The organism is Loktanella sp. S4079, assembly GCF_000967725.1.
Lineage (GTDB): Bacteria > Pseudomonadota > Alphaproteobacteria > Rhodobacterales > Rhodobacteraceae > Yoonia.
Genome location: NZ_JXYE01000011.1, coordinates 48,533 through 63,216, shown reverse-complemented (window position 1 = coordinate 63,216; position 14,684 = coordinate 48,533). Strand labels below are relative to the sequence as shown.

Annotated in this window: 10 protein-coding genes; 4 read left to right on the top strand and 6 right to left on the bottom strand. The window is 48.9% G+C overall.

Going from position 1 to position 14,684, the window contains the following annotated elements:
* Positions 1–838: 838 nt before the first annotated feature.
* The 4 genes from kdsA to TW80_RS17725 all read left to right on the top strand — a co-directional run bounded on the left by kdsA (position 839) and on the right by TW80_RS17725 (position 8,025).
* On the top strand, positions 839–1,672 hold the full coding sequence (gene kdsA, locus TW80_RS16595) for a 3-deoxy-8-phosphooctulonate synthase (RefSeq protein ID WP_045998577.1): 834 nt from the start codon (positions 839–841) through the stop codon (positions 1,670–1,672).
* A gap of 186 nt (positions 1,673–1,858) precedes the next feature.
* Positions 1,859–2,854, top strand: coding sequence for a KpsF/GutQ family sugar-phosphate isomerase (locus TW80_RS16590; RefSeq protein ID WP_052701040.1), 996 nt, complete (start codon positions 1,859–1,861; stop codon positions 2,852–2,854).
* A 166-nt stretch (positions 2,855–3,020) separates the two neighbouring features.
* A complete protein-coding gene (locus TW80_RS16585) occupies positions 3,021–4,169 on the top strand; it encodes a glycosyltransferase (protein ID WP_045998576.1) in 1,149 nt (382 codons plus the stop codon).
* Between the two features lie 37 nt (positions 4,170–4,206).
* Complete coding sequence (locus TW80_RS17725) at positions 4,207–8,025, top strand: glycosyltransferase (protein WP_052701039.1); 3,819 nt, start codon at positions 4,207–4,209, stop codon at positions 8,023–8,025.
* A gap of 158 nt (positions 8,026–8,183) precedes the next feature.
* Here the strand turns inward: TW80_RS17725 and TW80_RS16575 are convergent, their stop codons facing one another.
* The 6 genes from TW80_RS16575 to TW80_RS16550 form a co-directional block, all read right to left on the bottom strand.
* On the bottom strand, positions 8,184–8,768 hold the full coding sequence (locus tag TW80_RS16575; protein ID WP_045998575.1) for a sulfotransferase family 2 domain-containing protein: 585 nt from the start codon (positions 8,766–8,768) through the stop codon (positions 8,184–8,186).
* Positions 8,769–9,152: 384 nt separating this feature from the next.
* On the bottom strand, positions 9,153–9,797 hold the full coding sequence (locus TW80_RS17720) for a CatB-related O-acetyltransferase (RefSeq protein WP_052701038.1): 645 nt from the start codon (positions 9,795–9,797) through the stop codon (positions 9,153–9,155).
* 419 nt (positions 9,798–10,216) lie between these two features.
* Positions 10,217–11,296 carry an ABC transporter ATP-binding protein gene (locus TW80_RS16565; RefSeq protein WP_045998574.1) on the bottom strand — a complete coding sequence of 360 codons (1,080 nt, stop codon included), beginning with the start codon at positions 11,294–11,296 and terminating at the stop codon, positions 10,217–10,219.
* Positions 11,297–11,326: 30 nt separating this feature from the next.
* Positions 11,327–12,379 (bottom strand): carbohydrate ABC transporter permease, encoded by a 1,053-nt coding sequence (locus TW80_RS16560; RefSeq protein ID WP_045998573.1) that lies wholly within the window; start codon positions 12,377–12,379, stop codon positions 11,327–11,329.
* Positions 12,372–13,340 carry a carbohydrate ABC transporter permease gene (locus TW80_RS16555; protein ID WP_045998572.1) on the bottom strand — a complete coding sequence of 323 codons (969 nt, stop codon included), beginning with the start codon at positions 13,338–13,340 and terminating at the stop codon, positions 12,372–12,374. The genes TW80_RS16560 and TW80_RS16555 overlap by 8 nt, the downstream gene beginning before the upstream one ends.
* 61 nt (positions 13,341–13,401) lie before the next feature.
* Positions 13,402–14,664 carry an ABC transporter substrate-binding protein gene (locus TW80_RS16550; RefSeq protein WP_045998571.1) on the bottom strand — a complete coding sequence of 421 codons (1,263 nt, stop codon included), beginning with the start codon at positions 14,662–14,664 and terminating at the stop codon, positions 13,402–13,404.
* Positions 14,665–14,684 lie beyond the last annotated feature (20 nt).

The window sequence follows — 14,684 nt, the reverse complement described above, 5'->3', positions numbered from 1 at the left end:
CTACGTGAGGTGAACGCAACTCTTGCATCACAGCTGAATCCGAAAGCGGTGCTCAACCTAACCATTCTTGATCCCGCATGATCTGCGAACCCCTTTCTGGAAAGTTTTGGAAAGAGTTATTATATGGAGCCTACGACAGAGAATTGACCACGGGTCGCACTTTGTCCTGATGGCACGCGCAGAAGACCGAAAGAACTTACGGCATGGGTTATGGCGGAAACTCTGATCGAATGAGACAGGGTGAATGCGGTCGCACGGCGTCAAGTTTATGACCTGACTGGCAGCGCATCGCCAGACCAGCAAGCTCGTCTGGCCCAATTTAGAAGGTGTGAATTTTGCGCCTGTGCAGATTGAAAGCCCGACACCTGCAAGACCAAAGCCAACCCTGACGAGCACTCATCGGCCTGATGATGTGATCAAAGGTGAGATAACTATCCCGCTGAACGCGGCGACACCTGCAGCGCGGATTCGGGACGAAGAAAATTCAAGAAAGGTTAACTCTGGGTCTTGGAGCGGGCCGAGAGGGCGTGGAATGGCCATCAACCGCACGGTGTTTCGTTTATATACACACACCCGGCTGATCCGGCAAAACCGCGTCTCAAAAATTACAGTTCTCTAGCGGTATCCCGCAATTCGACGGCTAGGCTGGCTGCAACCACTCACTTGAACTGCGTGACAACGCGCCTATCGAGTTGACCCAAACACAGACTGCATAAGAAACATTCTCACTTAGACCATTTAACTGCACCAAAGTTGTTCAGTAAAAAACCATTTTCATTTTCAAGATACCTGAGCTAACAGGCCCGCGAACATCGTTAATACTGTAAGAGGGTAAGTCATGCGAAAGATTGATATCGGCCAATTGAGTGTCAGCAATGACGATCCACTTATGCTTATCGCCGGTCCTTGCCAGCTGGAAAGCCTCGAGCATGCTCAAATGATTGCAGGGCATATGGCTGAAGTTTGCGCTGCTCATGGTGCACAATTCGTTTTCAAAGGTAGTTTTGATAAAGCTAATCGTACATCGTTGAATGGTAAACGCGGTCTTGGCGTAGATGAAGGCCTCAAGGTTTTGCAAGCTGTCAAAGACAGCATCGGATGCCCTGTGTTGACGGATATTCACACACCTGAACAATGCGGTACGGTTGCGCAAGTGTGCGACATTATTCAAATTCCTGCGTTCTTATGCCGGCAAACTGATCTACTTCTTGCGGCTGGCGAAACAGGTGCTGCCATCAATATCAAAAAGGGCCAATTTTTAGCACCGTGGGATATGCCGAATGTCGTCGCGAAAATTGAAAGTACTGGAAATAATCGGATACTTTTAACTGAACGAGGATCATCCTTCGGCTACAATACACTAGTGGCCGATATGCGTTCGCTGCCAACAATGGCCAAAAGCGGATATCCGGTTGTGATGGATGCAACCCATTCCGTACAGCAGCCCGGTGGGCAGGGCGGATCGTCCGGAGGACAGCGTGAGTTTGCCCCAGTTATGGCGCGCGCCGCCGTTTCTTTGGGCATTGCGGCGGTCTTTATTGAAACGCATGAAGATCCGGATAGCGCGCCATCAGACGGTCCGAATATGATACATCTTGATAAGATGGGGGCGCTGGTAGAAAGCTTAATGGCTTTTGATAGACTAGCCAAGGATAACCCTATACGTGTATAATCGTGTAGACAGCTAGGTGCCACCTTACTCATTCTTTCGCTATTTCGGTTAATATTTAGGCGTTCAGTTTCTCACCTCCTCAGGGGGAATGTGTGGCGATATATACCCGTGTCCTTGACGCGACACATGTATATCACAGGCATTAACCCTTAGTGAAAATGACTTCCGCGGACTTGCAAGGCCCAAATGACACTAGCACATGCCAATCAAAATGACATCTTACTGATGAACGATGAAACTACATCTATAGTCCAGTCAGTGCTACAGGTTGAAGCCGAAGCATTGCTGCGGCTAACACGCGAAACTCCACCTGAGATTGCGAAGGCTATATATGCAATCCACGAATCTACAGGCCCCTTGATTGTAGCCGGTGTCGGGAAAAGCGGTCATATTGCGCGTAAAGTCGCCTCAACGTTTCGATCTCTCGGCAAGCGTGCTGCCTTTCTTCACGCTGCCGAAGCGAGTCACGGGGATCTGGGGATTATTCACGACGATAGCATCGTTTTGGTCCTTTCAAATTCAGGCGAAACAACAGAACTTGCTGATCTACTCGCTTACTGTCGAGAATATAGAATCCCAGTTATCAGCATTACAGCAACTGAAGAAAGCACCCTTGCTAGATCAAGCACGATCACGATTGCGCATGGTAAGGTTTCCGAAGCTTGCATCAACGGCCTCGCACCAACGACATCTACAACCGTTGCCTTAGCTATCGGTGACGCTTTGGCCGTAGGCTTTAGCCATCTGCTAAAGTCTGCACCAGCGGATTTTCGGCGCTATCATCCGGGTGGCAAACTCGGATCAAGATTGCTCACTGCTCGCGATCTGATGTTAACAGGTGACCGCCTGCCTATTGTTTTGCCTAACACACCAATGCATGACGTCGTCATCACAATGTCATCGAAGGGATTGGGTGTAGCACTGGTCATAGATGGAGACAAAACGTTGGGTCTGATCACCGACGGCGACATGCGTCGCAATGTTGAACGCTTGTGGGCTTCACAAGCAAGCGATCTGCTCACGGGAACGAAACCAGTGAGCATTGCTTTGATGGCAACAGCGAGCGAGGCTCTCAAAGAGATGACCTCCCGTGGGATCACCTGCTTAGTGGTTCATGATGAATCGGAAAAAATATCTGGTCTCTTGCATATACATGATTGTTTGCGCGCCGGTGTAGAATGATTGGAACAAGATTTCTGTCAAAATCTGATTTTAAACAGTGGTGGTTTGGATCAAATTCTGTCAAGCGCAAAGCACCCTCTTAAGTTGAGAAAAGTAGAGTGAAGAACAAAAACCTCCGTGCCAAGTTTCATCAAGTTTCGAAACGCTCTGTCCGAGGAGTAAACACATGAAGATATCATTTATCGTACCTTGGATTACGAAGAGCCGTGGTGGCACCGAAAATGTTGGCCAACTAATGGCGAATTCGATGGCTGAAAAGGGACATGAAGTTAACGTTTACACTTTTGATGAACGCAAACAGCCATCCGTATGGCCGCTACACAACAGCCTAAAGCTGCACTTCCTCCCTGAAGGTGACGACACTAAGTCCAACAGTCAAATGACAATTGCCTTGGCAGAAGCGTGCCCTGATCTCATTGTGGGTCTGCATATGAACCGAACGTTGTTGCGATATACGGTCGCTGCGCAAAAGGTTGGTGTTCCTGTTGTACTGTCAGAACATATTGATCCACATTTTCCGAAGCGCCTCGGTGTGTTTACTGAAGACGAACGGCTGGCAGCCTTTACTGGGGCTACTCGAATCCACCTGCTAACCTCGGCTTTTAAAGATACCCTTCCTGATTATCTCCAGGGCAAGGTGAACGTTATACCCAATACGGTCAGAGCTGCCGAGAATCTTTGCGATCCAATTGGTGGCGATCAAAGGACCATAATTACTGTTGCTCGTTTAGTGCCGCGAAAAAACCTCGTACAGTTGATAGATGAGTTTTCGATAATTGCTAAACAACACAAAAACTGGACCCTGCAAATTCTAGGTGACGGTCCAATGATGAGCGACCTTAAAGCCCGCGCCAAAGGTCGAGGCATTGCTAGTCAGGTCGAATTTTTAGGGCATTCAGATCAGCCCTACTCATACCTTGAACGCGCTCAAATCTTTGTTCTGCCTTCCCTTTTCGAAGGGTTCCCAATGTCATCGCTAGAAGCGATGGCCCATGGTATGCCACTCGTTGGGTACTCCGCGTGTAATGGAATTAACGAACAGATTGTCGATGGACTTAATGGACGGCTCGCGCAGCGCAGTCTGGAAAAAGGGTGCTTGGCTAAATGCCTTGACCAATTGATGCGCGATGACTCGCTAAGAAAGAGAATGGGTGTAGCATCCAAGCATCGATTTGATGAATTGTACTCCAACAAAATAGTCTTTGATGCATGGGAGGCCATGTTCAAAGCTGCTATTGTAGCGGGTCCCCAAAGTGTCAAAAGACAAGCCGAAACAAGTGCGCGTGAAGCACTTTCTAAATTGGTCAATGGTTAACTAAAGTTACCATACATAAGTATGAACTGAGATCTGTATGTCAAAAGAAAACCGCATAGCTTTCGAAAAATTTGATGACCACCTGCGCCTGCGCCAAAAAGAGGGCGTTGGCGATCCAGATTTCGATTTTCGTGAATGGATTATTGATAACCGCTATGCTGCTTGGAATATTGGCTATGTTGCTTCAAACTTGTCGCAAAAATACGGAGCTAATCTCAAAAAACTCTTTCCAAACGCATTAAGTTTAGATGACAGCAATTTTGGAAATAGCAGTCATCATTTGATTTTTGGAACTATTTATGATGATGCAAAAGTAAGCCATATCGGTGGAGTTAGAGCCTTACAAACTTACCAACCTGGCACCCCACTTATATTTGGGGAGCAGGGTTTCCTTGCTACCTCTCATAGTTGGTCTCAAGCTCTCAGAGGCAATGATCCCAAGCTAGCTTGCCTTGGCTACGTATACGACGACATCTCTTATTACTTCATGGCGGATTACCCTAACCGCCTGATCCATCGTCTAAACAGTGATAATGCATTATCAGATGAAGATCTTGCACGTGCCCGATCTGCTATGGCGCGAATTGTAGAAAAGAAGATATCAAAATATAATTCTCAGCCAATTGCTTCTCCAACTATGGCAGATGGCTATCAACATCGCGTTATGGTCTGTGACCAAGCCTTTGCAGATGCATCTACAATATACGGCAAACTGACCGAGAACGACTTCGAGCAAATGTTGCTCGCAGCGATCCGAGAAAATCCCAACGCCCAGATATTGATCAAAACGCACCCAGATACTCATTGGGAAAAAGGCAAACGTGTTGGTTATTATAATCACCTAGAGGATACTGGCCGTATTCGTATTTTACGCGATCCAGTGAACCCCTACAGTCTGTTCGATTGTGTAGATAAAGTTTATGTTGGTTCATCCCAAATGGGATTAGAAGCACTTTTGGCCGGCAAAGAAGTCGTTTGTTTTGGCGCGCCATTCTATGCAGGATGGGGCCTAACAGATGATCGCCAAACTATTCCTCATCGTCATCGCAAACGGTCCCTAGAAGAAATTTTCTACTATTTCTATATCTGGTATACGATCTATCATGTGCCAAATTGTGCAACACCAAGTCGGATAGAAGACGCCCTCGATTTCATCGAAAAGCACAGACCGGTCCAAATGCCCACAATAGTGCAGCAAGCATGCGAAAAGCCAAAAGTCTCTGTAATCTTGCCCGTGTATGGCGTTGAAAAGTTCATCAATCAGTGTCTTGATTCAATCCGGGCTCAGACACTTAAAGACATTGAAATCATCACAGTCAACGATTGCAGTCCCGACGGCAGTCAGGCCATCATCGATCGTCATGCCGCCGAAGATGCACGTATTCGACCAATTGTCTTAAAAGAAAACGTGGGCCAAGGATTTGCTCGCAATGCTGGGATTGAAGCGGCACGTGGTGAATTTATCCAGTTCTTGGATTCTGATGATTTTCTAGCAAGAAAAGAACACTTAGAACGCGTCTACAATGCAGCGGTAGAGGACAACGCTGATATGGTACGTGGCCGCAAAATTTTTGAGCGTTTAGAAAATGCGCAGGGGAAAAAAATAGGTTTGCGGCGCGATTGGTGCGAGACCGCATTTGATGTCCCATTCCATGGTAAAACATTTTCTGAAAAACCTGAAATTATTCAAGGGCGCCACTTTTGGAATTGGCTATACAGGAGAGAATTTCTTCTTGAGCAAGATATTCGCTTTTTGACCCCACAATGGGAAGAAAAGCCATTCTTAATGAAAGCCCTCTTAAATGCAAAATCACTGTCGAGTATCGACCATGAAGGTTTCGTATATCGGGTAAGAGTAAATTCAACCGCCCGGCGTGAAAAAACAACACAAGATGCAGAATATCAAATTCAAAATTTTGAATCGCTGGTTGAATTACTATTAGATTCAGGTGCTCTGAACCGTACATCTGATTTATTCGACGTTTCACGATACCTGATCACACAGTTTTTGCACTTTATGATCTTTGGCTTTGTTAAAGATACAATCCAGAGAGAGAGAGGCGCTACCGGTGAGCAAGAGCTTTATGAGCGGTTGCAACGATTGTTAGTACGTACGGGTATGAAACATACGGATGCCTCATCTGCACCGAAACAGTTGAAAGCCAATCTAAAATCTCGAAATGCTTACCCACTCATTTTTGCAGCTTTATTAAGTGGACGGTTTGAATACGTGAACATAGCGGCAAATCTGTCTAAAATCCCTCAAGCAGATTATGTCGCCGAAATGCTCCGGGCTCCTGAAAATGACGCGGAACGTCAGTTACAAGAGGCATTATCACTTTATGCACGGAATGAGTTGGTCACAACAGATAAGGATGCAATAAGCCAAGGCAAAGCGTTTGGCAAAAAGCCAAAACTTCTTATCCATATTGGTTCAACAAAGACTGGCTCAACGTTTATACAACACTTCCTAGAACAGAACCGAGCAGCATTATTGCGCGCTGGTATTTACGTGCCGGAAGTGGGTTTATTTTGGCAACAAACACGACCACATAAGCAGGCCGGTCATGCGCAGTTTGTTCCTGAGGCGGTTCTAAAAAAATCTCGAATGAAAGATCATGTCGAGGCGACTCTTGCACTGTCAGGCAATCAAATACACACTGTTATATTATCCTCGGAAGCCTATTTCCTTAATCCAAATGCTGTCGAACTAGTTCGGCACTTTTCAGATTATGACGTAGAGATGATTACCTATCTACGTCGGCAAGATGATTGGGCTAATTCACAATACGCCGAGTTCGTTGCAGGAGGAGCCGTTGGTCGCGTAGATCAACCTATCGAAGAATGGCTCAACTCAGAGATAACGCGTAACCGCCTTGACTATTTCGGGCGCATGAAGCTTTGGGAAACCGTCTTGGATAGATCAAAGATCCACATCGGTATTTACGATAGAAAGCAGCTAAAAAATGGCGATATTGTAAGCGATTTCTTATCACTCTCTAAACTTGAAGAACATGCTGACCTGCCTCGACCAGATGTCGGACAAGAGAACCGCTTCCCATTCGGAACGGCGCACGTCAACTTGATCCGCCGACTTAATAAAAGCAATTGGTCAGATCGGGATGCGTACTTCAACTTCATCGAAGATGCGGGACAAAAGGTCACCCAAATACGTAAACAAAAAGGTTTGCCTGCCACAAAGCTAAATCTCTTAACTGATGTGCAAAGGCAATCAATTCTAGAAAGTGTTGCAGAATCAAATGCCAACCTAGCAAGAGAATTCTTAAGCCGTGAAGACCTTACACTATTTGCTCCACTGGTTCCCGACCACAAGGAAACGCTTGATGTAATTAGCAACGATGAATTTGATGCGATTATGCAAGCCTATGATACCTGGCTTCCAAAAGAGAGAAAAACCAACAACAAGTCAGCAATTAAGCCTAAAAAGCAAAATCCTGCTAAAAAACCTCTCTATAGAATCCACGACAGTTTGACCTACAAAACGTTCTCAGCTGTCAGTTCCCCATTTCTATCGCAGAAACGGCTTAAGAAGCTCAAAGAACAGCCAATGAAATTCTTTGAAGATAGCAATTCAGTGTACGTAGGCTATGCTTATAAAGCGATCAAATGGGAAAAAGCAAAGCGCCAAAAAGCGGCGAAGACAAATGATATATCATTGCTACCCACAAATAAGACCCTCGTCGTTAAAGTTTTCAACCTAGCGGGTCAAAGAATGGGAACACATAAGCTTGCAAAGCTACAAAGTAATCCAGATCAGTTCTTTGCGGATATGAAAGGTCTAGGCGCTGGCACCGTACGTAAACTTCTCATGTTAGAGCGCCGTTTAAGAGGATAAAATGTGCTGACCTAACAGCAGATGAAAGCAATGATGCGCAGGTGATGTTCCAGACTTGAACTCGAAGTGTAAGAGACACGCATAATGTGAACTGTCGCTGACGATGCCCCGTCAAACAAATGACCACGTGGCAACTGGAGACAGTTTACCCAGCTCCCCTACTCGTACTCGAATCTCTCGAAATCGGACTTATAGAAGTGCCTAATTTTTGCGAGCGTATCTCGAGAAACATCGGTTTCGCCCCCTGTCTTCCTTCTCTTATGTGGCGCCATGTCGCTAAATGGTACGCTGGCAAATTTACAAGCCACCCCGATTGCCCTTTCCAATCCATCCTCGAAACGAAAGACCCGAGTATCCCTTGTAACGAATTCAGATTGCGGCCGAATATGATTGTCGAAAATATATTCGTTATCCCGGTATTTTTTGAAAGTGTAGTCGACAAATTCAGAGAAGCTTATTCCGTTTTCCCACCTGTCACGACGCATGTGGAACTCACTTATGAGCCGATTCACCGGATGACGGCACACGGCGAAGGTAAAATCCCGAAAACTACTTGGTATAAAAAGTTCAATGAGGGGGGCATGCATGTGTTGCGGCGTACATTTCATAAAACCACCATTGGACGCGCTAAGTAATGCTTGACGAGCGCCCTGCTGCCGGAGAGCGGTCTCGATACTGCTCCCTCCCGTTTTCGGGATATGAATAAAAAATAGGACCTTCTGTTTCAAAATAAAAATTGGCATGCTGGTTTCCGGATCTTATTGAACGGTAATTCCCCTATTTTGAGAGGAGTGCGTCATTAGACTCTAAACTGTGGCCAGTTTCTGTATCTTGGGTCATCTCACCGATGCCAATGTTCAGCTTTTTATTGTATCATGTCCAGAGTAAACATGTCTTGCGACCCTGCATGTCTTCGACGCTGACGAAATCGTATCACCCGAGCGATTGTGTGCGATTTCAGCGCTTGTTTTATGCGATCCATAGCAGCTCTTGGTTACGGAAAAGTCGTCTCAACAAATTTCAATCAACGGTGAGCGATCAAGGATTCTCGACAGAACCTTCCGAAAAACGCTTCAATAAAAGCAATGCCGCCAATTTACACAGGCCCCGACACCGAAAACGACAAGTTAATCTACGATGATTTTACCAAGATCAATTTCTTCTGTAGGTGAAATCGAAAGCTCAAAGAACTTCTTATTACGCGCTATTTTGTCATCGTCCCAAGACCACCATTTGTAGTTTAACATTTGTTCGACGACTGGCCTACTAAACCTCGTTTTGATTTCTCTAGCTGGGTTCCCACCAACAATAGAAAAGGGTGCTACATCTCTCGTAACCGTACAGCCGGCAGCAATTACTGCGCCATGGCCAACTTGGACACCGGATAGCACACTTACTTTGTCACCTATCCAAACATTGTGCCCAATTTCCACAGGCCCCTTAGTCGTTGTGGCTTTTGTGAATCCGAACCTATCATTGAACCACACCTGCTGATTGGGCAGATCTGTTCGGTGATTCCCGGAGATAAGTGCGACATATCTACCGAATGCACAGTAATTCCCCACTAGCACACGGCCACGAGCTGTAAAGGGACCATTTATTGAAGTGTATTTTCCGCAGAGAGCATTGCCAGCGATATCCCACTTTCCACGTGGGCCTCGGATGTTAGCTTTTAGAATGTCACTATCGTTCGCCAACGAATAGAAGCTGTTACGCTCGTCTTGTGAAAATAGAGGCTTTCTACTGCTTTTTATTGATGAATTAGTTATCATCTTGTTCCTGCTTAAGTAATGCTTTCTGCCATGGCACTATCTTTCACTACAAATTAATACGTGGGGCTGCAATCACCCCAACTTTAGAGCAATTAGGCTTAGACATTGTCGGGGTTTGATCAGAGTGACGGGCTTGTTTCATCTTCTGATTTATGAACCTGATCTGCCAGTTACTCCCGATCTCGCTTTGTGGTCCTTTTGTACCGCACTTTCTACTTCATGTATCTAAGTTTCAGCAATATCAACGAGGTTCATTAGTTTCTGGAGGCAATTACCCGTAACTGCCTCAACGCATTCGTTGACCATCAGGATATCCAGCACCTAAAACCGACGACAATCTCGGATATTACCTAAACACACCCCCCATCAGCCAAACGCCGCTTCATCCACCGTCAGGCCTACTGCATTTCATACGCCCTTCAACCTTCGCGCAGCGACAGGCCGTTGGCTGTGTCGAACAGGTGGATTTCTTGGCTTTGCGGTGCGAGTGTTAGGACCTCGCCGATGTTTGCGCCGATTTGTCCTGGCATGTGTAGCGTCAGTGACTGCCCGTCTTGGAGAACGCCATAGATATAGGCCTCGCCGCCGAGTTGTTCGACGCTCTTGACGGTGAGGTGGATCGGGCCGTCGGGGGCAATTGTCATGTGGTTGGGACGTATTCCCAATGTCACCTCTGCCCCCGGTTTTTGTCCAAATCCGGTGGGTGGGATTTGCACGGTTTCACCCGTTTCAAGCGCAAGACGAGCAGGGTCATCTTGTGACACGCGCCCCTTGAGAAAGTTCATTTTGGGGCTGCCGATAAACCCGGCCACAAAGATATTGCATGGTCGATTATACAGATCGAGCGGCCGCCCGAATTGCTCTAATTCACCCGCACGCAGCACAGCGATTTTATCGGCCATTGTCATGGCTTCGACCTGATCGTGGGTGACGTAGATCATGGTGTTTTGCAGACGACTGTGAAGCTGCGTGATCTCTCCGCGCATATCGACGCGCAATTCGGCATCGAGGTTCGACAAAGGCTCATCGAACAGGAAAACACGTGGCTCGCGCACGACCGCGCGCCCGATTGCAACCCGTTGACGCTGCCCGCCAGACAGGTCTTTGGGGCGGCGGTCCAACAGTTGTTCGATCTGCAGCATCTTCGCGACATCATCGACCTTGGCGGCAATCTCGGATTTGGGGGTATTGATGTTTTCCAACCCAAACGACAGGTTCTGCCGAACGGTCATATGTGGGTAAAGCGCGTAGGATTGAAACACCATCGCCAATCCTCGGTCAGCCGCAGGAATATCGTTGACGACCTCGCCACCAATGACAATGTCACCGCTGGTGATTGGCTCAAGACCCGAAATCATCCGCAACAGCGTAGATTTACCACAGCCCGAAGGGCCGACGAAAACGCAAAAATCCCCCTGTTGAATATCAAGGTCGATCCCCTTGATCACATCGACAGTACCGTAGGACTTGCGCGCATTTCTAAGTTCAATCCGCGCCATCTGCGCTCTCCTTTGTTTTGGTGTAACTCGTCATTTGCCACCCGTTGAGGCGATCCCGGTCGCAATATATTTCTGAAGAAAGGCAAAGACCGCCGCGATCGGCAACAGCGTCAGAACCGTCATCGCCAGCAGACTGGGCCAATCGGTTTGCAATTCGCCTTGGAAGGAATTCAGCGCCAGCTGTAGGGTGAAATTCTCGGTGCGTGTCAGCACGATCAACGGCCATAGAAAATCATTCCAGCGCCACATAATCGCAAGGATCGCCAGCACCGCAATGGCTGGCGCGGACAGCGGCAGAATGATCCGCCAAAAGATCTTCCACTCGCTCGCTTTGTCCATGCGCGCGGCGTCCAAAATCTCGTCCGGGATCGTGATCATATACTGCCGCAGCAAAAACACGCCCGTCGGGGTCGCAGCACCCGGAATGATCACACCCCAAAGCGAATTGAACATGCCCAATTCCGTCACGATCAAAAACAGCGGAACCAGCACGACGGTCTGCGGAACCATCAAGGTTCCGATCACCATTAACAGAACCGTGGTCCGCCCGCGAAATTCGTATTTCGACAGCGCAAAGGCGGCCATTGAGTTGAATAACAACATCAATATCGTCGCCGTCACGGTGATAAACGTCGAGTTCCAGAAAAAGCGCAGAAAGTTAAAGCGCTCGAACAGCTGGGTATAGTTTTCGGTGGCAAAGGCGATGTGTTCAATCGGATCAAGTGTATCAGCCTGAAGCCGGATGCGCTCGGACGGGTTCGCAGGCACGACCACCTCGGCACGACCGGCAGCGCGCCTTGTTTGACCAACCGTCTGACCCGCCAGTTCGCCTTCGGTCACGACAAAGGCCAACAGCGGGGAGTCATAGCCTTCGATCTCTAGTGTTTCTTGGGCATAGGGCAGAAAACGCGGCGGAAAGCGATCCAGTTCGTTTGGAGTCTTAAAGCTGGACAGAACCAGCCAAACCACCGGCCCAAACATCAAAAAGATGCCAAGACAAAGGTAACCATAAGAGACCCAGTCGGTCCAATGCAGGCGTCCCTTGCCGCGTGTCGCCGTCAAAAAGGATATCACTTTAGCCATCGGCGTTCTCCTTGCTGACCCGCAGTTGCAGCAAGGTCAGAACAACCAGCACACCCGCAACAAGCAGCGAAGCAGCGGCAGCCAGTCCAAACAGGCGCGGCGCACCCGCAAAGCCGCGTTCATAGATGTATTGAATGATGAATGTCGTGGCCGTCCCCGGCCCACCCCCGGTAAAGGCGTAGATCTCGTCAAAGGTCTGCACCCCTTTGATCAGCGCCAGCACCAGAACCACCAGCATTGTGGGCGCCAACAGCGGCAGGGTGATCTTGCGAAACGTCCGCCACGCTGATGCACGGTCCATAAGGGCCGCGTCGTAGACATCGCGCGGAATGGCCTGCAACCCGGCCAACAAAATGAGCGTGTAAAACCCCATATGGGCCCAGACCGAAATAAACACCGACCACGTAAACGCCCATTGCGCATCAACGAGCCAGTTAATCCCGCCAATCCCTGTCCAATCCAAAAAGGCGTTCAGCACGCCTTCGCGCTGCAAAATCCATTTCCAGATCAACGCCACAACCACCGGGGACAGCAGCACCGGAAAGAAAAAGACCGAACGAAAGAACCCGCGCGCCCGAATATCGCGGTTTAGGATCAAGGCCGTGAGCAAAGCAAACCCAACCATAAACCCGACTTGCAATGTCACAAACCACGCGGTGTTCCAGACTGCACGCCAGAATTTATCTTCGCGACAACTGTTGGGATCAAAGTGATTGGAACAATCCAAAAGACTGGCAAAGTTTCGCACCCCTACATTGGGGCGGTCCGCCAGTAGAACATTGTCACCACCAGTCACGGCGTAAAAGACGTTCAATATCACCGGCAAAAAGGCAAACAGACCAAAAAGAATGAGATTAGGCAGAAGGAATGCCCATGCAAGCCGGTTAATCCCCAACTTCCGCTGAAGCGCGAGCATCGGAATTTCGACGATCCGCATGATCGGCGACACGATTTTCAGCATGGTGCTCCCCCCTTGGTTCGTGGGTTCCCCCGCAGCAATTCTCCGCGAGGGAACGTGGGCCTTAGTTAGCTTCAGCCAAGGCGGTCTTGAGGTCTTCTGCCGCGCGCGCCATCGCATCCGAGACCGACAGCTCGCCAACGATGGCCTGGCTTAGACGCTCGACAGTGATGCCAAACATCGCCCGGTTTCCCGCATAGCCCTGATAGGCGAATGCAATGGGTGACACATTGGGCAGATCACCGGCAAACCCATTCAGCGCGGCCTGCGCGGCAGGGCTTGCGTCTTGGAACTCGACCCCAGCGGCCGCAACACCCAAGTGCGCGGGCAGGTTACGTGTCCGCGCGGCGGCTTCGGCGTAAATCTCTTCTTGGGCAAGGAAGTCGATCACAGCAGCGACAACTTCGGGGTGCTCTGTTTGTTCAAAGCCTACGACACCTGCACCGCCGGGCATACCCGAACATGCGCCAGCCGGACCACAAGGCGAACCGACAACTTGCCAATCAAAGAAATCGCCAACCTGTTCGTCCATACGGCCAACCTGCCAAGAGCCAGAGTAGTAGAACACCACTTCGCCGTTAATGAATTCCTGCGCAGCATCTGCATAGGTCGAACCACCTTGGCTGGCCCAAACATCACGCGCCATAGTGCCGTCTTCGTTCCATCCGACAAAGGCTTCGGCAAAGGCGTCGAACCCCTCAAATGATCCGACACCATCGGCATCAAAGTACTTTGCGCCATAAGAAATCGCCGGACCCGCCACGCGGTGCCCCGAACGGTCCATCGCCATCGGGAAATCAGCATCTGTTGCATCCGTGACCGCACGTGCGGCTGCCGCCCAGTCTTCCCAAGTCGCGCCATCGCCCGGCATTTCAACGCCCGCTTGTTCAAACAGCGTCGCGTTCACAAATGGCCCTGTGATCGTAAGCTGCGTGTGCAGCCCATAGTACCCCTGACGGTCACCAACCCGATACCAATCAAGCGTGTCACCAAAAGACGCATCCCAATAATCCGTGTTAATATGCGAACTCAGATCAAGATAATATTCGTTCAACCCGCCCAAGTCAGTTACCTTGGCAAGGTCCGGCCCCGTGCCAGCGGCCAGTTGCACAGGCAGGTTTTCAAGGATCGCCTGATACGGAACCACGTCAACGATCACATCGACACCGGGGTTTTGCGCCTCGAACTGCGTCAGCAGGTCGTCATAAACTTCGCATTCATTGCCATCAGAATAGCACATAAAGCGGATTTCCTGCGCGGCTACAGCGCTTGCCGCGACGCCAAGACCCGCCGCAAAAGCAGTCGTCATCAAGTGTGAATATTTCATTGGTCAACCTCCTCCATTGT